At 74.7% G+C, this 19,540-nt stretch carries 9 protein-coding genes and 1 pseudogene; 6 read left to right on the top strand and 4 right to left on the bottom strand.

What is annotated here, in order from left to right:
- Nucleotides 1-11: 11 nt before the first annotated feature.
- Complete coding sequence (gene fabD / locus ABGA99_RS05080; RefSeq protein WP_347582211.1) at nucleotides 12-7,427, bottom strand: ACP S-malonyltransferase; 7,416 nt, start codon at nucleotides 7,425-7,427, stop codon at nucleotides 12-14.
- Nucleotides 7,428-7,687: 260 nt separating this feature from the next.
- On the opposite strand from fabD, the gene ABGA99_RS05075 reads away from it, so the two are divergent.
- Nucleotides 7,688-9,442, top strand: coding sequence for a fatty acyl-AMP ligase (locus ABGA99_RS05075; RefSeq protein WP_347582210.1), 1,755 nt, complete (start codon nucleotides 7,688-7,690; stop codon nucleotides 9,440-9,442).
- A gap of 59 nt (nucleotides 9,443-9,501) precedes the next feature.
- Here the strand turns inward: ABGA99_RS05075 and ABGA99_RS05070 are convergent, their stop codons facing one another.
- Together ABGA99_RS05070 and ABGA99_RS05065 are read right to left on the bottom strand one after the other, a co-directional pair.
- On the bottom strand, nucleotides 9,502-10,200 hold the full coding sequence (locus tag ABGA99_RS05070) for a TetR family transcriptional regulator (protein WP_347582209.1): 699 nt from the start codon (nucleotides 10,198-10,200) through the stop codon (nucleotides 9,502-9,504).
- The gene (locus ABGA99_RS05065; RefSeq protein WP_347577768.1) at nucleotides 10,200-11,303 is read right to left on the bottom strand and encodes a hypothetical protein; all 1,104 of its coding nucleotides are present in this window, start codon (nucleotides 11,301-11,303) and stop codon (nucleotides 10,200-10,202) included. The genes ABGA99_RS05070 and ABGA99_RS05065 overlap by 1 nt, the downstream gene beginning before the upstream one ends.
- 260 nt (nucleotides 11,304-11,563) lie before the next feature.
- Between ABGA99_RS05065 and ABGA99_RS05060 the strand changes: the two are divergent.
- The 4 genes and pseudogenes from ABGA99_RS05060 to ABGA99_RS05045 form a co-directional block, all read left to right on the top strand.
- A pseudogene (locus ABGA99_RS05060) lies at nucleotides 11,564-12,397 on the top strand (metallophosphoesterase); the annotation flags it as partial.
- Nucleotides 12,371-13,150, top strand: a complete 780-nt coding sequence (locus ABGA99_RS05055) for a 4'-phosphopantetheinyl transferase superfamily protein (RefSeq protein ID WP_347577785.1) — start codon at nucleotides 12,371-12,373, stop codon at nucleotides 13,148-13,150. The pseudogene ABGA99_RS05060 and the gene ABGA99_RS05055, both read left to right, overlap by 27 nt.
- A 30-nt stretch (nucleotides 13,151-13,180) precedes the next feature.
- Complete coding sequence (locus tag ABGA99_RS05050; RefSeq protein ID WP_347582208.1) at nucleotides 13,181-14,494, top strand: hypothetical protein; 1,314 nt, start codon at nucleotides 13,181-13,183, stop codon at nucleotides 14,492-14,494.
- A 113-nt stretch (nucleotides 14,495-14,607) separates the two neighbouring features.
- Nucleotides 14,608-16,602: a hypothetical protein gene (locus ABGA99_RS05045; protein WP_347582207.1), complete on the top strand. Its 1,995-nt coding sequence runs from the start codon at nucleotides 14,608-14,610 to the stop codon at nucleotides 16,600-16,602.
- Between the two features lie 392 nt (nucleotides 16,603-16,994).
- On the opposite strand, the gene ABGA99_RS05040 is transcribed toward ABGA99_RS05045, so the two are convergent.
- Complete coding sequence (locus ABGA99_RS05040) at nucleotides 16,995-18,239, bottom strand: family 16 glycosylhydrolase (protein ID WP_347582225.1); 1,245 nt, start codon at nucleotides 18,237-18,239, stop codon at nucleotides 16,995-16,997.
- A 301-nt stretch (nucleotides 18,240-18,540) separates the two neighbouring features.
- Here ABGA99_RS05040 and ABGA99_RS05035 point away from each other — a divergent pair, with 301 nt between their 5' ends.
- Nucleotides 18,541-19,536 carry a glycoside hydrolase family 64 protein gene (locus tag ABGA99_RS05035; RefSeq protein WP_347582206.1) on the top strand — a complete coding sequence of 332 codons (996 nt, stop codon included), beginning with the start codon at nucleotides 18,541-18,543 and terminating at the stop codon, nucleotides 19,534-19,536.
- Nucleotides 19,537-19,540: the final 4 nt, after the last annotated feature.

Raw genomic sequence — 19,540 nt, 5'->3', positions numbered from 1 at the left:
CGTGCCGTGGGCTAGAGCCCCAGCTCGGCCAGGACACCCTTCAGCTCTATCTCCACCGTCGAATCGCCCTTCGCCGCGGCCGGCTTGCCGCCGCCGGCCTTGGTGGCCGTCCCGGGCTTCGGCTCCGCGGGCCCGGCCGCCGGCGGCTCGATCCGCAGCACCCGCTGCAGCTTGTCCCGTTCGGCGTGCACCACGCCGAACTCCGGTACGGCGTGCCGCAGTGCCGCGTCGAACGCCTCCACCCCGACCGCGTTCTCCAGCGGCGTCAGGCCCAGGCGGCGGCGTACGAAGCCTTCCGTCGACTCGTCGACCTGCATGCCGCCGTCGCGCCAGAACGGCCAGACCAGCGCGATGCTCGCGCCGGACCGCTCGCCCGCGGCGCGCAGTTCCTCGCGGCGGCGGCTGAAGGCGTTCAGGAAGCGGCTGGCGAAGGCGTAGTCGACCTGGCCGGGGTTGCCCGCGAGCGCGGCCAGCGACGAGAAGACCATGAAGAAGTCGAGGTCGTCGGCGGTGGTCGCGGCGTCGAAGTGGACGGCGCCGTCGACCTTGCCCGCGAGGACCAGGTCGATCTCGTCGGCGGTCTTGTTGGGCAGCAGTCCGTCGCGCAGCACGCCGGCGGAGTGGATGACGCCGTGCACGCTGCCCCAGCGGTTGCGGGCGGCGGCCAGGATCCATTCCACGTCGCCGCGGTCGGCGACGTCGGCGCGCTCGTAGCGGACGTCGGCACCCAGGGCGCCGATGCGCTCCAGCGCCTCCTGGCGCTGGTCGTCGAGCGCCGAGCGGCCGACGAGCAGCAGGTTCACCCGGGCCTGGCGGGCGAGGTGTTCGGCGAAAAGCAGGCCGAGGCCGCCACCGCCACCGGTGATGACGTACGTGCCGCCCGGCCGGACCGCGACGCCGGCAGGCGCGTCGGGACGTACCGCGGGCAGCTCACGCAGCCTGCGCACCCGGCGGCCGTCCGCGTCGTGGCGGACCTCGGTGTCGGCGCGGGCGTCCGCGGCGAGTTCGGCCTCGCAGGCGCGCAGCAGGGCGGCCGCGGGCTCCTCGCCCGCGGCGGTGCGTACGGCCACTGCCTGCTGGACGAGCCGCGGGTTCTCGTGGTCGACGCTGCGGGCGAAGCCGCCGAACGCCTCCGCGAGCGGGGCGGGCCCGCCGTCGGCGTGGGCGGTGACGCGCAGCAGCCGCACGGGGGTGCGCAGGCCCTGCCGCAGGAGCGCCTGGCTGAGGTGGAAGACCGAGGTGAGCGCGGTGCGCGGGTCGCTCCAGGCATGCAGCACGGTGACCGGCGGGGCGTCGAGTCCGGCGAGCAGCGCGGCGTGGTCCTGGGCGGACCCGGCGCGTACGGTACGGCCGTCGCCGGCCACCTCGTACGCCTCGCCCGGCCGGACGCCGACGACGGGCACGGCGCCGGAGTGGCGGTCGCGTACGCGCTCGGTGAGGGCGCCGTCGTCGTCGAAGACGAGCACGGGGCCGGTGAGCCAGGAGGCGGGGCCCTCGGGGGCGGCGGCCGGCTCCCAGCCCGCGGTGTAGTGCACGACCTGGAGAGCGCCGTCGGGCTCGGACTCCGGTACGTCCGCGGCGGGTTCCGGGACCACCGGGGCGGGCGCGTCGTCGAGGCTCAGCTCGTCCAGCAGGTACGTGGCGAGGTCGTCGATGCTCGGGTAGTCGAAGACCACCCCGGCGTACAGGACCAGGCCCAGCGCCTCTTCGAGCAGGTTGCCGAGGCGTACGGCCATCACCGAGTCCATGCCCAGCTCGAAGAAGCCGCGCTGCCGGTCCGGCGGACTGTCGGGCGGGAACTCCAGCAGCTCGCCGAGCGTGCGCTGCATCCGCGCGGCCAGCGCGGTGTGGCGCTCGCTCGCGGGCGCGGCGGCCAGCGACGCGAGCAGGTCCGTCGCGGCGGCCGGCTCCGCCGCCGCGGGGACCGCCGCCTCCGGGGCGGTCCGCGGCGCGGGGACGGGGATCGGCACGGCCGGTGCGGTCGGCCGTGCCGGGTTCGTGGCGCTCGGCTCCAGCCAGTAGCGCTCCTGCGAGAAGGGGTACGTCGGCAGCGACACCCGGCGCCCGCCGGTGGGCCGTGCCGCCCAGTCCGCGTCGCCGCCCGCCGCCCACAGCGCGGCGGCCCGCTCCGGCGTGGCGTCGGCGGGCACCGCGGGTGCGGCGCCGGACCGGCCGGGGCGGCGGCCGGTGCTGACGCGGCCGTCGGCGTCGTCGCCGGCGGCGACGTGCGCGAAGTACTCGGCGGCCTCGGCGAGGGTGCGGGCCGCGAACGCGGCGCGGTGCTCCATCGCCTCCCTGCCGTGCTGCAGCGTGTAGGCGACGTCGGCGGCCCGCGGCGTCTCCGGGTCCTCGGCGCCGGGCTCCGCGGGCAGCGCGCGCAGGAACGCCGCCATGCGGGCCGCGTACGCGGTCAGGTTCTCCGGCGTACGGGCCGACAGCGGGAACACCAGCGGCCGGCCGGCGCCCGCGGCGGCCGGGGCGGGGCGGGCCGGGGCCTCCTCCAGGATCAGGTGGACGTTGACACCGCCCGCGCCGAAGGAGCTGACGCCCGCGCGGCGCGGTCCGGCCGCCGACCCGCCGGGCCCGGGCAGCACCGGCGGCTCCCAGGGGGCGGTCTCGCGCTGCACGGCGAACGGCGTGCTGTCGAGGTCGAGGTTCGGGTTGAGCTCGGGGGTGTGGAGCAGGGAGGGCACGAGCGTGCCGTGCCGCAACTGCAGGACCACCTTGGTGACCTGGGCGATACCGGCCGCCGCCTCGGCGTGGCCCATGGTGGCCTTCACCGACCCGATGGCGCACGCCGGCCGTCCGTCGCGGCGGTGCGGGGCGGCGGCGTCCGCGTACGCCTCGGTCAGGCCGCGGACCTCGATGGGGTCGCCGAGGCTGGTGCCGGTGCCGTGCGCCTCGACGTAGCCGATGGAGCCGGCGTCGACGCCGGCGTCGGCGAGCGCGGCGCGTACCAGCTCCGCCTGCGCGACGGGGTTGGGGACGCCGTAACCGTACGTGCGGCCGTCGCTGTTGACCGCCGAGCCCTTGATGACGGCGTGGATCCGGTCGCCGTCGGCCAACGCGCGGTCCAGCGGCTTGAGGAGCACCGCGCCGACCGCCTCGGCCGGTACGTAGCCGGTGCCGCCCTCGGCGAAGGCGCGGCACCGGCCGTCTTCTGCGAGGAACCCGGCCTCCGCGAGCATCACGTACTTGCTCGGGTGCAGCGACAGGTTCACTCCGCCTGCCAGCGCCATGGCGCACTCGCCGCGGCGGATCGCGGCGACGGCCAAGTGGACGGCGTAGAGGGAGGACGAGCAGGCGGTGTCCAGGGTCAGGCTGGGGCCGCCGAGGTTGAGCAGGTGGGAGATGCGGTTGGCGACCGAGAAGGTCTGCGAGCCGACGATGCGCCAGACGCCCTCGTCCAGGTCGCCGCCCGCGAACATCTGGTAGTTGTTGTACGTCACCCCGGCGAAGACGCCCACCGAGCCGCGCTCGTCGCCGAGTTCGGGGTCGGCCAGCGAGGCGGGGGTGTAGCCGGCGTCCTCCAGGGTCTCCCACGCGGTGGTGAGGAAGAGCCGCTCCTGCGGGTCGAGCAGCCGGGCGTCGCGCGGCGAGATGTGGAAGAACTGCGGGTCGAAGGCGTCGACGTCGTCGAGGAAGCCGCCCCAGCGCGGCCACTGCTCGCCGAACTTCTCCCGCGCCAGCTCCGCGTAGCGGCGATAGCCGGGGCGGTCGAGGGGGATCTCGTCCACGCAGTCGTCGCCAGCCAGCAGCCGGTCCCAGAAGTCGGCCAGCGTGGGGGCCTTGGGGTAGCGGCCGCTGATGCCGACGATGGCGATGTCCGCGGTGCCGGCGGTGCCGGTACTCGCTGGAGCGGGCTGCATGGCGGCGTGCGGCACGGCCGCGGACTGTACGGCGGCGGGCCGCACCGTCGCGGGTGCGGGCGTCGCGGCGGGCAGGGTGCGTGCCCGGCCGGCCATGTGGCGCGCGAGCGCGTCGAGGTTCTTGTACGTGAAGAGCGTGGCGCTGTCGACCGGCCCGTAGTGCTCCTCCAGCCGCCGGCGCAGCTTCTCCACCAGCAGGGAGCTGAGGCCCAGGTCGTCGAAGCCGGCCCGCGGGTCGATCTCCTCCGGCCGCCACTTCAGCTCCTCGGCGAAGAGCCCCACGAGGTGCCCCAGTACGGCCTCCTGCGCGGCGCCCGCGCCGCTCGGCAGCGCGGCCGGCGCCGGCGCGGGGGCCAGGGCCGCGGGCGCGGTGGCCGCGACGAGGGCGGGCTGCGCCTGGCCGGGAGTCAGCAGGACGTGCGGGACGAGGTCCTGCGGGCGGATCGGGCGGTGCTCGAAGGGGTACGTCGGCAGGGGCGTGCGGCGTACGGGCCGGCCGCCGCGCAGCAGCGCCCAGTCGAAGTCCGCGCCGGCCGCCCAGAGCCGGGCCAGGGCCGCGGTCTTGCCCGCCGTGGCGAGCGCGTCGAGGTACGTGTTGCCCTCGGGCCCGGCGAGCAGCGCGCGCGAGAGGTCCGCGGCACCCGCGGCCTGCCCGCTCCACCAGGTGTCGCCCTGGTCCTCGCCGCGCAGGAAGTGCACCAGCGCGTCGTACAGTTCGTCGACGTCCTCCGCGACGATCGCGAGCCGGGCCTCCATCGGCTCCCGGCCGAGCTGCAGGGTGTCGGCGAGCGCGGTGAGCGCGAAGTCGGCGGTGCCCTCGGCGGGCGCGTGCAGGTCGAGGTGGCGGAGGAGTTCGCGGGCGTAGCCGCGCAGCGCGTCGGCCGTACGGGCGGACAGCGGGATCAGCAGCGGGGCGGTCGGTGCCTCGTCGGCGGCCGGCTCGCGCTCGTACTCCTCCAGCACGACGTGCGCGTTGCTGCCGCCGAAGCCGAAGGAGCTGACGCCGCAGCGGCGGGGGGTGGCGGGGCCTTCGGGGGCGGTGTGGCGGGGCCAGTCGCCGGCGCGGTCGCCGATGCGGAAGGGGCTGCCGTCCAGGCGGATGTACGGGTTGAGCTTCTCGAAGTGGCGCAGGGCGGGCAGCTTTCCGTACCGCAGCGCCTGCACCATCGTGACCAGGCCGGCCAGCCCGGCGGCGGCCTCCAGGTGTCCGATGGCGGTCTTGACCGAGCCGAGCGTGCAGTGCGGCTCGGCGGGGGCGTCGTGGCCCCACGCGGCGTAGAGGCGGGCGAACGCCTGCTTCAGGCCCTCGATCTCGATGGGATCGCCGAGGCTGGTGCCGGTGCCGTGGGTCTCCACGTGGGTCGCGGTCGCCGGGTCGAGGCCCGCGGCGCGCCAGGCGTCGACGATGACGTCGGCCTGCGCCTCGGGGCTGGGCGCGGTGAGCGACGCGGCCCGGCCGGAGTGGCCGACGGCGCTGCCGCGGATCACTGCGTGGATGTGGTCGCCGTCGGCCTCGGCGGCGGCCAGCGGCTTGAGCACGACGGCGACGACGCCCTCGCCGCGCACGTAGCCGTCGGCGGACTGGTCGAAGGTCTTGCAGCGGCCGTCCGGGGCGAGCATCCCCGCCAGCTCGAAGCACTCGAACGGGGTGGGGCTGAGCATGAGGTTCACGCCGCCGGCGATGGCGAGCCCGCACTCGCCCGCGCGCAGGCTGCGGACCGCGCGGTGGACCGCGACGAGCGAGGACGAGCACGCGGTGTCGATGGCCTCGCTGGGGCCGCGCAGGTCGAGCTGGTACGAGACCCGGTTGGGCAGCACGGCGTGGGAGAGCCCGGTGGCGGTGTGCGCCTGGGGACCGGCGGCGCTGTGGCCCAGCACCTCCGCGTAGTCCATGGAGCTGAGCCCGACGAACAGGCCGGTGCGGCTGCCGGCGAGGGCGTCGGGGCGGCGGCCGGAGTCCTCGACGGCCTTCCACACGGTCTGCAGGAAGAGCCGCTGGTGCGGGTCCATCAGCTCGGCCTCGTGCGGCGAGATGCCGAAGAACGAGCAGTCGAAGGAGTCGACTTCGTCGAGGAACGCGCCGTGCGCGCGGCCGGCGCGCTCCGCGCCCGCCCAGTCGCGCCAGCGGCCCTCGGGGACCTGGGTGACGAGGTCGTCGCCGGCCAGCAGGCGCTGCCAGAAGACCTCCAGGTCCGCCGAGCCGGGCAGTACGGCGCTGAGGCCGACGACCGCGACGGGGTACGGGTCCGGCAGCGGGGCGTCGTCCTGCGCGCGGCCGGCGCCGCGGGGGCCGGTGCGCGGGGTGTCGTCGCCGGCGTCGGGGTAGCGGGCGGAGACGAGGTCGTGGTGCTCGGTGAGCAGGTGGCGCGCGAACGCCTCCAGGGTGAAGTGCTCGAAGAACACCGACGGGGTGAGGTCGACGCCGAGGTCCCGGCGCAGCAGGTCGGCGAACTCGATCAGCCGGATCGAGTCGAAGCCCAGCTCGCTCAGCTCCGTCTCGCTGCGCACGACGGCGGGTTCGACCTTCAGCACCTGCGCGACAGTGGTGCGCAGGTCCCGCAGGAGCGCCTGGTGCAGTTGGACGGCGGGGGTGCCCTCGGGGCGGGTGCGGTCGCGCTCGGGGCGGCGCAGCCGCAGTTCGCCGCCGGAGGCGGCCGCCGCCGGGGTGGTCTGCGCGGCTTCGGCCGCTTCCCGCGCTTCCCGGGCACGGCGTTCCTCGTCGCGCCGGGTCGCCTTGATCAGCCCGCGCATGGCCCGGCCGGGGCCGATGGGCTTGATGTCCGCGACGCCCTGGGCGATGAGGTAGCGGACGGTGTCGGTCCAGCGCACCGGGTGGTCGAGTTGCCGTACCAGCGCGGCGGCGACGTCGTCCTCGTACGGCAGGGCGGTCACGTTGGAGATGACGGGCACGCCGGGCCGCGCGAGCGTGAAGCCGTTCAGGAACCCGGCGAACTCGCCCTGGATCGCCGACATGTACGGGGAATGGAACGCGCCGCTGACGCGCAGTACCGTGAACAGTCCCGCGCCGGCCTCTTCGAAGACGGGACGGGCGCCCGCCACGTCCTCGCGCGGTCCTGCGACGACGATCTGGGTCGGGTTGTTGTAGTTGGCGATCGACAGGCTTTCCAGGCCCGGCCTGCCGAGGAGTTCGGCGACCTGTTCCGCTGTCAGCCCGACCACCGCGGCCATGCCGCCGTCCACCACCCGCGACATCAGCTCGCCGCGCTTGGCGACCAGCCGCAGCCCGGTGGCGAAGTCGAAGGCGCCGGCGGCGTGCAGGGCGTTGTACTCGCCGAGGCTGTGCCCGGCGAGATAATCCGGTTCCGCGCCGCCGTCGGCGCGGTGGGCCAGATGGCTCAGCGCGTTGACGACGAAGAGCGCGGGCTGCGTGTACTCCGTGTTCTGCAGCCGGCCGTCGACGTCGTCACGGCACAGCTCCTCGATCGAATAGCCGAGTATCTCGTCCGCGCGGGCGACTTCCTCCGGGAACCTGCCGAAGAGCTGCGCGCCCATCCCTTTGTGCTGCGAACCCTGGCCTGGGAATGCGAGCGCAAACATGTCGAGTCGTTCCTTCAGTATGCGTCGGTTGAAATCCCGGTACGGGACCGCGGGGACTTAACGGCTACGCACACAGGCCGCGCAGCACTATTCTGGCGAGTCAATCGTGACGGAGTCGACTAAGGGCGCTCTAGCGGCCCGCTAAAGCCACGACCTGGAATTACCCGACTTGACGTCGCCGTTGCCCGCCGCCCATCATGAACTTACCTCAGCCAGCCCATTTCATGCCGCGACCGCGGCAGTCAATTCGGGGGTATGGAATGACAATTGCCGCATCGACCGAGGAAATCCACGGGGATCGCGCCGGATTTCAGCAGGAGAAGGATCCGGCCCCGGTCGCGATGACGCCGGCCGCCACGATAGGCGCGGCGCTGCTCGACCTGGCGGACAGCGACCCCGACCGCCCGCTGGCGTACGTCGAAGGCTCCGGAGACCCCGTACGGCTGACCGCGGCGGAGCTGGCCGAGCGCGCGGGTGCCGCCGCGACGACCCTCGCGGAGCACGGCGTGCGGCGCGGTGACCGCGTCGGCGTCTGCATGGACACCAGCGCCGACGCGTACGCCACGCTGCACGGCTGCTTCCTGCTGGGCGCCATCCCGTTCGTCAGCGAGCCGCCGCTGGCGACGATGCGCCGGCAGCGCTGGGCCGACCGGCTGCGGCTGCTGATCAGCCGCGCCGAGCCGCGCGCCGTGGTCGTCGCACCGGAGTTCCTCGACGCGGTGACGGAGCCGTGCAAGGAGGCGGGCGTCGCGATCGTCGAGCCGCCCTTCGAGGGCGGTCTCGACCTGGCCGCCGCGCAGGCCAAGCCCGACGACATCGCGCTGCTGCAGTTCACCTCCGGCACCACGGGCGACAGCCGGGGCGTGACCCTGACCCACGAGTCGATCTTCGCCAACGCCGCGGCCATCGGCGAGCACGCCTACCGTGCCGGCGACCTGATCGTGAGCTGGCTGCCCATGCACCACGACATGGGCCTGATCGGGCTGAACCTCGCGCCGCTGCTGCACGGGCTGCCGGTGGCGAGCATGCCGCCGCTGTCGTTCGCGGTACGGCCCGAGCGGTGGCTGTGGGCGATGCACCGTTACCGGGGCACGTTCACCTCGGCGCCCAACTTCGCGTACCGCATGTGCGCCTCGAACATCCCCGACGCCAAGCTGGCGGGCCTCGACCTGAGCGCCTGGCGGGTCGCGGGCAACGGCGCGGAGGTCGTCCAGGCGAACACGCTGCGGCTGTTCGCCGAGCGCATGGCCCCGTACGGCTACGGCGAGCTTTCGATGATGCCCTGCTACGGCATGGCGGAGATCACTCTGGCCGCGACCATGTGCGTGCCGGGCGAGCCGCTGACCACGCTCACCGTCAGCCGCGACCGGCTGGCCGCGGACGGCGAGGTCGTCGAGGCCGAGCCGGGCGCCGCCGACGCGCAGGAGCTGGTCTCCTCCGGCACCCCGCTGACGGGGATGGAGCTGCGCGTCGTGGACGACGCGGGCGCCGACCTGCCGGACCGCAAGCAGGGCACCCTCCTGCTGCGTACCGCCTCGATGATGTCCGGCTACTACCGCCAGCCCGAGGAGACCGCGAAGGTCCTGGGCGACGACGGCTGGCTGAACACCGGCGACCAGGGCTTCACCGACGGCGGGCAGACCTACGTCACCGGCCGCATCAAGGACGTCGTCATCATCGCCGGGTCCAACTACCACCCGTACGCCTTCGAGTCGGCCGCCGCCGCGGTGGAGGGCCTGCGGGCGAACTCCATCGCCGCCGTGGGCTGCCCCGACGAGGAGCGCAGCACGGAGGCACTGGTTCTGGTGGTGGAGTCGAAGAGCCACGCGGACGCCGACGCCGTCGCCCAGATCCGCGAGGGTGTCATCCAGGCGGTCTCCGCCGAGACCGGGCTGCGCCCGGACCGGGTCGAGGTGGTGCCGCGGGGCACGCTGCCGAAGACCCCGAGCGGCAAGCTCCAGCGGCGCCACGTGGTGGACGCGCTCGTCAACGGCACGCTGCCGACGAGCCACTGACGAGACGCACCGCCGACCACGGTCCTGATCCCGCGGAGCCGAGGATGCTCTCCGCGGGGTCAGGCGTCGGGCCGGGCGGGCGGCGGGGAGCCGCCCAGCCGGCCGAGCAGCATGTCGTCGGCGTACGGGCCGTAGAGCCCGACGACGGTGTCCAGCTCCATCCCGGCCAGCGGTTCGATCGGCACCACGTAGCGCCCGGTGACCAGCCCGAGGAGCAGCGAGGCGACCAGCGCCGCGCGCAGTTCGGGGTCGGGAGCGGGGATGCGGCGGGCGATGGGCAGCAGCAGTTCGCCGCCGGCGACCTCGCGGAAGAGCTGCGACGCCTCGGGGTGCTCCATCGCGGAGCGGAAGACCACGAGGAGCGAGGAGCGGGTGGCGGCGTCCTCCCAGCGGGTGAGGAAGCCGCGCAGCAGCCGGCTGCCGGGCCCGCCGGGGCACTTGCCGTCCGCGGCGGGGTCGTCGGCGCTGTCGGTGTCGGCGACCTCGTCGAGCAGCCGGGGCAGCTCCGGCAGCAGCTTCTCGGCGCGCATCGCCTCCCGGATCACCGTGGAGAAGACGTTCTCCTTGCTGCCGAAGTGGTACATCACCAGCGCCGGGTCCACCCCCGCGCGTTCGGCGATGGCGCGCACGGTGGTGCCGCGGTAACCGTGCCGCGCGAACAGCTCGACCGCCGCGAGCCGGATCAGCTCGCGGCGGTCCTGCCCGGCTTCCGGCGGCTCGTCCGCCGACCGGTCGCCGGGCTCGTCGAGCCGCGCCATCAGGCCGTCCGCGCGTCGGTACGGGCCGGGCCCACGGCGGTCGCGGGCACGATGACCATCAGCGGCCGGAAGGGCCGGATCCGCTCCACCGCCACCGTGACGAGCCAGGCACCGGCCGCCCACAGCAGCAGGGTGAGCAGCGGTCCGCCGACCGCGTTGCCGTCGAAGTACAGCACGCGGCGCAGCAGCGAGACCGTGCTGCCCATGGGCAGGTACTCCGAGACGGCACCGTAGAAGGCGGGTTGGAAGTGCGGGTCGACGACGCCGCCGGAGGAGGCGAGGCCGAGCGGGAGGACGAGCAGCGCACCGACGGCGATGCCGAGCGCGCCCAGCAGCGCCTGGCACGCCGCGACGACGCCGACGACGGTCAGCGACAGGAGCGTGGCGATGCCCAGCAGTTCGAGGAAGTGGCCGTCCAGGGTGCCGGTGACGGGCCCGGCGAAGAGGGCACCGGCCACGCCGGCTACAACCGCGTAGCAGACGCAGGACAGCCAGCGCCTGGCGGCTCCGACATGGGCGGCGGCCAGACTCAGTACGAGCTGGAAGATCAGCGCGCCGATGGTGAGGGCGACGCACAGCAGCACGGCGCTGACCCCGCGGGAGTCGTTCTCCGGCAGCGGGGCGACGTCGTCCACCTGCTGCGGTGTGCCGAGTTGTGCGGTGAGTTTCTCGTACGCCGTGGTGGCGGCCGTCGTCGGGGCGTCGCCGGCGGCGCTCGCGACGAGCAGACCGGGCGGCTGCTTCGGCGAAGGACCGACGACGATGGCGCCGAGCACGTCCTGCTCGCGCAGGGCGGTGCGGGCCTCGGCCCCGTCCGCGTACCGCTTGACCTCGAAGGCGTCGGGGGCGGCCGCGTCGAGCTGCGCTTCGATCTGCGCGACGGCCGGGCCGGGGCCGGCCAGCCCGAGCGGCATCTCGCTGGGGGCGGGGTTGCGCAGCCCGGGGATCATCAGCCCGGCGAACGCGAGGACGAGGAAGAGCCCGAGCACGACCGGGCCGAACAGCACGCCGTAGTTGCCGGAGCTGCCGGCTTCCGGCGGCGCTTCCGTCGGCGCCGGGGCCGGCGCTGCGCCGTGGGGGGACCCTGCGGCCGGTGTGGTCACGATCTGCTCCCTGTCATTCGCAAACAGAACACTTCTGTTCAACGGACGTTGAGGATCCAGCATGGCGCGGCTCCGGCCGCGGCCGCAACTCCCCCGCCGACACGTCGCTTTGCCTCTGCGAAAGGGCCGGTCAGCCGCCTTTTGGCGGGATTTTAGGTGCGGGCACCAGCCTGTCGGCACACGCCTGATGCGCGGCTGCCGTCACGGGAGCCGCCGTCACGCCCTTGACACTCCCCGTTCCGCCGCCGCCGAATGATCGAATGGCCCTGATGCACGCAAGACTGCTGGCCGTCAGCGACCTGCACGTCGCCTACCAAGAGAACCGCGACATCACCGCCGGGCTGCGCCCCACCGCGCCCGGCGACTGGCTGATCGTCGCCGGCGACGTCGGCGAGCGCGTCTCGGACATCGAGTGGACCCTCGGGCTGCTCGCCGAGCGGTTCGCCAAGGTCGTCTGGGTGCCGGGCAACCACGAGCTGTGGACCCATCCCGACGACCCGGTCACGCTGCGCGGCGAGGAGCGCTATGGGCACCTGGTCGAGCTCTGCCGCCGCCTGGGGGTCGTGACCCCGGAGGACCCGTACCCCGTCTGGCACGGCGAGGGCGGCCCGGTGACGATCGCGCCGCTGTTCGTGCTCTACGACTACTCCTTCCGCGTCCCGGGCGCGGCGACCAAGGAGGAGTCGCTGCGCCTGGCCCACGAGGCCGGCGTCGTCTGCACCGACGAGTACTTCCTGCACCCCGACCCGTACGAGTCCCGGGACGCCTGGTGCCGGGAGCGGGTGGCCCTGACCGAGCGGCGGCTCGCGGCCGTCGACCCGGCGCACCGCACGGTGCTGGTCAACCACTGGCCGCTGGTGCGCCAGCCGACCGACGTCCTGCGCTACCCGGAGTTCGCGCAGTGGTGCGGTACGACGCTCACCGCCGACTGGCACCGCCGCTTCCGCGCCGCCGCCGTCGTCTACGGCCATCTGCACATCCCCCGCGTCACCTGGTACGACGGGGTCAAGTTCACCGAGGTCTCGCTCGGCTACCCGCGGGAGTGGAAGCGCCGCCCGCCGCGCGAGTTGCTGCGCACGGTCCTGCCCCCGTCGACGACGACGGCGGCCCCGGCGGCGCAGCCGAAGGACCCCCCGGCCGCCGGACCGGCCCGGCTGCTCCAGGAGTTACTGCCCGGTGCGGCGGCCGCGGCCGAGGCGTTCACCGACCCGCCCGAGCCCCCGGCGGAGCGGCTGTACCCCGAGGAGGCGCAGGCCGTCGCCCGGGCCGTACCGCACCGGCAGGCGGAGTTCGCCACCGTACGGCAGTGCGCGCGCCGTGCCCTGGGCACGCTCGGCGTCGAGCCCGCCCCCCTGCTCCCCGGCCGCCGTGGCGCCCCGCGGTGGCCAGCCGGGATCGTCGGCTCCATGACGCACTGCGCCGGCTACCGCGCCGCCGCCGTGGCCCGCCGGGCCGACGTGCTCGGCATCGGCATCGACGCCGAGCCCAACGAGCCGCTGAAGGACGACCTCTTGGAGGCCATCGGGCTGCCGGAGGAGCAGAAGGAGGTACGCACCCGGATGCACGGCGCGTCCGGAGTCTGCTGGGACCGGCTGCTGTTCAGCGCCAAGGAGTCGGTCTTCAAGGTCTGGTACCCGCTGACCGCCAGGGAGCTGGACTTCGACGAGGCCCGTATCGACGTCGACCCCGGGGGGACCTTCACCGCCCGGATCCTGGTCCCCGCACCCACCGTCGGCGGCACGTCGCTGACGCACATGACCGGCCGCTGGCTGTGCCGCAGCGGCCTGCTCGTCACCGCCGTCACGCTGATCGCGGGTGCCGGCGGGCGCGCCGGGGACGGCGGGTAGGTGCGGGCGGCGCGGGGCGGGACCGGCCGCGTGCCCCAGTCCTTCCCGTATGCGCCGGGCGACGGCGCAAGCACGGTGGGCGGGGAGCGGACCGTGGGCGTCCTGTACGACGCGGGCTCCGCGGGCGCGGCGGAGGTCGCGGCCGCCGCACGCTTCTGCGGGGCCGAGCTGTTCCTCGTCGTGGACCGGTCCTCCGGCCACGTACGGGAGCTGCTGCCGGTGCTGACGCGGCGGTTCGCCCTGTGCGACATCACCGGGCTGGACGCGCAGGACGCGGCGCGGGAGGTCGCCGTGTTCGTACCCGACGGGCTGCTGACGTTCAGCGAGCACCGGATGGAACTCACCTCGGCGATCGCGGCGGCGCTCGGCATCCCGTACTGGCACTCCCCCGCGGTCACCGGCCGGCTCGTGGACAAGCTGCAGCAGCGCCGGACGTTCGCCGAAGCGGGCCTGGACGACCTGCCGTTCGCGCCCGTGGCCGACGCCGCCGACCTCGACGCCGCGCTGGACACGGTGGGGCTGCCCGCGGTGCTGAAGCCGCGTCGCGGCGCGGGCGGCCGGCTCGTCCACCGGCTCGACAGCGTCTCCGGCGCGCGCGCCGCCGTCGCGGCGTGCGCGGACGCGGCACCCGGCACGGACCTGCTGGTCGAGGCGCTGCTCCCGGGCGACCCCGGGGCGGCCGGGCCGCAGTGGGGCGACTACGTCTCCGTGGAGACGGCCGTACACCGCAAGGAGTGCCAACCGCTCTGCGTGACGGGCAAGTTCCCCCTGGTCGAGCCGTTCCGGGAGCGTGGCTCCTTCGTCCCGCACACCCTGGACGCGCCGCTGGCCGAGGGCGCCGAGGACCTGGCCCGGGCGGCGATCGGCGCGCTGGAGATCAGCGACGGGATCGTGCACACCGAGCTGAAGCTCACCGCGGACGGGCCCCGGCTGATCGAGGTCAACGGCCGCCTCGGCGGGCTCGTCGGCGACGTCGTACGGCGCGGTTCCGGCTTCGACATGGTGGCGGCGGCGATGCGGCTCGCACTGGGACTGCCGGTGCCGGACGCGCCGCGGTTCGAGGGGGTCACGTACCAGTACACGCTGATGCCTCCCGCGCGCGGGACCGGGCGGGGATCCGCGGCTGGCCCGCCGGACCTGTCCGCCCGGCTCGACGGCCTGCGCCACCTGCCGGGCGTCGACCTCGCCGACCTGACCACCGCCGCCGCGCCGCCGGGCGACCCCCGCGAGGGGGCGGGCGCGCGCCTCGGGCACCTGCACGGCCGTACGGCGGACCACGCCGAACTCGCCCGGCTGGCGACGGCGATCGACGAGCTGTGCCGGCGGGTCCCCGGCGCCGTGTGAGGCGGTGGCGCGCGCCACGAGGCCCGCGCGTCCGGGATCTTTCCGTGACTCGTCCGGGGGTCGTTCGTTTGGCGGTACGAGCCCCGCCCGCACGAACCCCGTGGATGGTCACCATGCCGACGAGCAGCCGCACGCGCCTCCGCGACGGCGACCGCCCCCGCGACCGGGCACCCCAAGCCGCGCCGGAGGCACCGCCGCTGGCGCACTACACGCCGCTCGCCCGGCTCGCCTACCTCACGCTCCCCACGGCCCTCGGCAGGCACCGGCGGGTCCTCACCGCCCACGCCGCCGTGCAACGGGCCCTGCCGGCCAGGAGATCGAGTCGCCTGCTGCGCGTCCCGGCGCAGCGCACGCCCGCACCCCGCGAGCCGGAGACCGACATCCGCCTCGACGAACTGCGGGTGCAGGTGCTGCGGTACGCACTGCGCCGCGCCGCCGCGGCGCGCCGCGGGCCCGGGTGGCTGCGGCCGGGGGGCGGGCTGCCCCTCGTGCTGGGGCTGCGGATGGCGACGGCGGCCGGGGGCGCCGACGAGATGGGCCTCGAACGGTCGCTGGCGCGGCTGTCGGCGCCGGAGCGCGCCGCCTTCGCGCTGCTGACGGAGGCAGGCCTGGGCTCCGCCCGCGCGCGGGACCTGCTGCGCCGGGCGGGTGTGCGGGATCCGGGGGGCGCGCTGCGGGCGGCGGAGCGGGTGGCCGCCGCCGTGCCGGAGTTGGAAGCGCTGCTGCGCTCCGGCGAGTTCGACCCCACGGCGGTGCAGTTGCGGCCGACGGACCTGGTGCGCCGACGCCGCCGGCGGCGGGTCGCGGCGGCGCTGGTGACCGCGGTCGCCGTCGGCGCGGTCGGGGCGGCGCTCGCCGTGCCCGGCGACGGCGGGGGCGGGCGCCCCGCCGGGAGCGCCCGGGAGGCCGACGCCGTACCGGCGGCGCTGCTCGACCCCGGCCGTCTGGCGAAGGCGCCGCCCGAGGCGTGGGCGGACACCGCGCGCGTGGACTTCACCGCCTGGCCCGCCCGCGGCCCGCTGACGGGCGACGACGAACTGCTGGGCCGGGCCCTGTCCGCCTGGGCCGCGCCCGCACCCGAGACGGGGATGACCGCGACCCCGGGCACGTCCGCCGCACCGCCGGCCACGCCGCCCCGGCTGCTGTACGCGGGCGAGGTCTCCGGCGCCGCGGTCGTCGTGCTCTACGAGGGGCAACGCATCGTGCGCTACGCCGAGTCCGCCGACGGCGCCGACGAGGCGCCCGCCCTCGACGTCGCGCGGGTCGACGACGCCGACGTGACCACCGCGGCGGCGGTGGCCGTCAGCCGCGGCCGCGACGGCGTCCGCTACCTCGTCGCACCCTGGGTCGCGGAGACCGCCTCCCGCGACCTGCTCCGCCCGGGCGCCCCCGCGCGCGACCTGGCCGTCACGGACGACGGTGTCACCGACCCGGTGCCGGCGAGCCCCGCCGAGGGCTGCGACGCCTGGCCGGCGCTGCAACTCCGCTCCTCGGCACGGATCGTGGAGGACCACTCCTTCCTCGTCACCGATCTCGGCGACCTCACCCCCGTCCACCTGACGTACACCCCGCCGCCCGACGGCGACGCCGAGGCCCGGCAGCCGCGCGAGGCGACCGGCGGTCCCGCCCTCACCGGCTGGGCCCGCTCGGCCTGCCGGCTCGACGGCTGGCGCGGCGAGGGCGTACGTTCCGTGAACAACTGGGTGTTCGCGCAGCAGAAGCTGCCCGAGGACGCCGGCCGGGCCGACTGGGTGTGCAGCAGGGCCAGTACGTGGCGGGGGCCGGGGCAGGTCGTCGTCCAGTTGCAGCCGCCCGCCCGCTCCGCGGCCACGCCGGGCCGCGTCGTCGCCGCGCAGAGCGGCGGGGAGGACTCCGCCGCGTGCAGCCGCTTCGGTCAGCACGTCCTCGCGTCCACCGACTGGCGTGCCCCCTCGGGCCACTGGTACCTGCTGGCGGCCGGCAGCCGGGACGTACGCGACCTGGAGGCCACCGGGGACGTGACGGCCACCGCCGAAGGACCGACGCTGGCCGAGCGGGCGGAGAAGGGCGGACGGGCCCGGGTGACCGGCCGCATCGAGGGCGGCGGCAGCCTGGCGACGGGGCGTTGAACGGCCCGCCGGCGGCCGGGGAGGGCCCGCGGGGACCCCTACCGGCGCCGGCGCCGAGCACGCACCATCCGGGCCTGACCGACCGCGACTGGGAGAAGGCACTCCCGTCCCCGGGGTTGGACGCCGGGACGAACGACAAGGTGCAGAACCATCTGCGCCAGGAGACCGTGCGCATGGCCGGCGCCCGGAGGCCGTCGGCCGCCGGTTTCCGGGCAACGCGTGTGCACGGGCTCCGAGACGGCGAACTGCGGCGGCCGGGGCGCGGCGGTGAAGTCGAGTGGGGGTCCGGCTACTTCACGTGGTGAAGTTAAGGGGGCGCCGGGAAGCGGTGTCAAGACTCGGGTCCGTACCTGTGAGAGCGCTTTCCCGGCGCCCCTGCGGGGCCTGTGGCGCTAGGAGTTGAGCGTCCACTTCTGGTTCGCGGCGCCGGTGCAGGTCCAGAGCTGCGTCGGCGTTCCGTTGGCCGTCGAGCCGCCCACCGCGTCCAGGCACTTGTCCGCGGGCAGGTTGACGATGTCGCGGGTGGCGGAGTTGTACGACCAGCGCTGGGCGCCCGTGCCGTTGCAGTCGTAGAGCTGCACCCGGGTGCCGTTCGCGGTCCCGGCGGCCGCCGCGTCGAGGCACTTGCCGAGGGCGCGGATGGTGCCGTCGGTGCCCACGGTCCAGCGCTGCGCGGAGGTGCCGTTGCAGTCGTAGAGCTGGACCGCGGTGCCGTTGGCGGGGTTCGCGCCGGCCACGTCGAGGCACTTGCCGCCGGGGCCCGTGAACGTACCGTAGGTACCGCCGTCGCCGTCGGAGGTGCTGACGCGGACGTAGTCGACGACGAGTTGCTGCGGGAAGGTGGTGCTGCCGTCGGGGTCGCCCGGCCAGTAGCCGCCGACCGCGAGGTTGAGGATCAGGAAGAACGGCTTGTTGAACACCCACTGCCGGCCGCCGAGGTCGGCGGGCGTGCGCGTCTGGTAGACGTTGCCGTCGACGGACCAGGTGATCCTGTTGGGCGACCAGTCGACGGCGAAGGTGTGGAACCCGTTGGCGAACTGCTGCCCGCCGGGCAGCGTGTACCCGCCGCCGATGCCGCCGGAGCCGGAGTAACCCGGTCCGTGCAGGGTGCCGTGGACGGTGCCCGGCTCGAAGCCGACGTTCTCCATCACGTCGATCTCGCCGCTGGCCGGCCAGCCGACCTGGCCGATGTCGTTGCCGAGCATCCAGAAGGCGGGCCACATGCCCTGCCCGCGGGGGAGCTTCATCCGGGTCTCGACGTGGCCGTAGGTGGTGGTGAAGCGGCCGGAGGTGTTGAGCCGGGCGGAGGTGTACTCGCACCGGCCGTACCAGCACTGGTAGTTGCCCGGGTTCTCGCGGCGGGCGGTGATGACCAGGTTGCCCTGGCCGTCGAGCGCGGCGTTGGCGTTGCCCGCGGTGTAGTACTGCCGCTCGTGGTTGTTGACGTTGTCGCCGGTCTCGATCAGCCACTTGCCGCCGTTGACGGCCGAACCCGCCGGGCCGTCGAAGTTGTCCTCGAAGGTGACGGCGTAGGGCGCGGCTTCGGCCTTCCCGCCGGGCTCGGGGGCCCGCGCCGCGCCGGCGGCGCCGGGCAGCGGGACGGCCAGCACGGCGGCGAGGGCCGTCGCGACGAGCACGGCCTTGCGGAGCGGATGTCTGCGTCGTCGTACGAACATGGGAGCTCACCTCGATGCGTCGTGGGGTCGAGCGTGGAGCATGGTCCATACCTTTGCGCGAGGTGAGTGAACTCCCTTCATGTCATGCAGTCAATGGGTCCGACGGGCACGCGGGGTGTTCAACTCCCGGAGGTCGTACGACCGCGCCCCTTGACAACGCACCCGCACCTCACGACGCTCTGAGAGCGCTCTCTGTACGCCCGGCCCGCCGGGCAGGCTCCCGCCTCGGGCCGCGTTCGCCCCCACAGCGAAGGAGCCCCGCATGTCCCCCGCGCACCCGACGTGGCCCAGACGCCACCGCAGCCTGCTGACCGCCGTCGTCACCCTGCTGCTGCTCGCCTGCTTCGCGTTGGCCGACCGCACCGGCACGGCGGCCCACGCCGCGGCACCGCCCGCGCCCGGCCCGGCCCCCGCGGCGGCGGCGGGCGACCCGCCGCCGGCCTCCTTCTGGGGCGACACGGGCGCCATCCCGCCCGCGGGGAACGTGCTGACGGTGCAGATCCTCAACAGGACCAACGGCCAGTACCCCGACGACCGGGTCTTCTGGTCCTTCGGCGGACAGACCCGCTCGATCGCGCAGCAGCGGTACGTGGACATGCCCGCCAACTCCGCCGGCCGGATGTACTTCCACCTCGGCTCGCCCGACAGCCAGTACTCCGACTTCATCGAGTTCACCGTCGGCCCCGACGCCTTCCACGGCAACACCACCCGCGTCGACGCCTTCGCGCTCAAGCTCGCCATGCGGGTGCACGGCCACGACGGCACGGACCGGCAGGTCGGCGAGGACTACGCGACGTTCCAGGAGTCCCGCGAGGCCACATGGCAGAAGTTCGCCGCCGCCATGCCGCCCGAGTTCGCGTCGCTGAGCCAGGTGCAGGCGCCGTACCGCATCCCCTCCCCCGGCAACGTGCCGGACTTCCGGCCCGGCGGAAAGCACGCCGCCTACATGAGCGACTATGCCCGGTCGGTCGGCAGGAACGTGACGACCCAGGAGATCTTCGGCTGCTCGGGACCGCTCGCGGGCGACGCCCCCGGCTGCGCGGCGCTCAACCGGCACGTCGCCGAACTGCCGCAGAACCAGTGGGGCGACCCGAGCCGCTTCTACCGGCAGGCGCCGGCCAACTACTACGCCCGGTTCTGGCACGAGCACGCGATCGGCAACCTGGCGTACGGCTTCCCGTACGACGACGTCGCCGAGCAGTCGTCGTTCGTCTCGGTCCAGAACCCGCAGTGGATGGTGGTGGCCGTCGGCTGGTGAGCGC

Origin of the sequence: Streptomyces sp. B5E4, from assembly GCF_039871555.1 — a bacterium.
Classification (GTDB): domain Bacteria; phylum Actinomycetota; class Actinomycetes; order Streptomycetales; family Streptomycetaceae; genus Streptomyces.
This window is presented reverse-complemented; position numbering and strand designations above follow the sequence as displayed.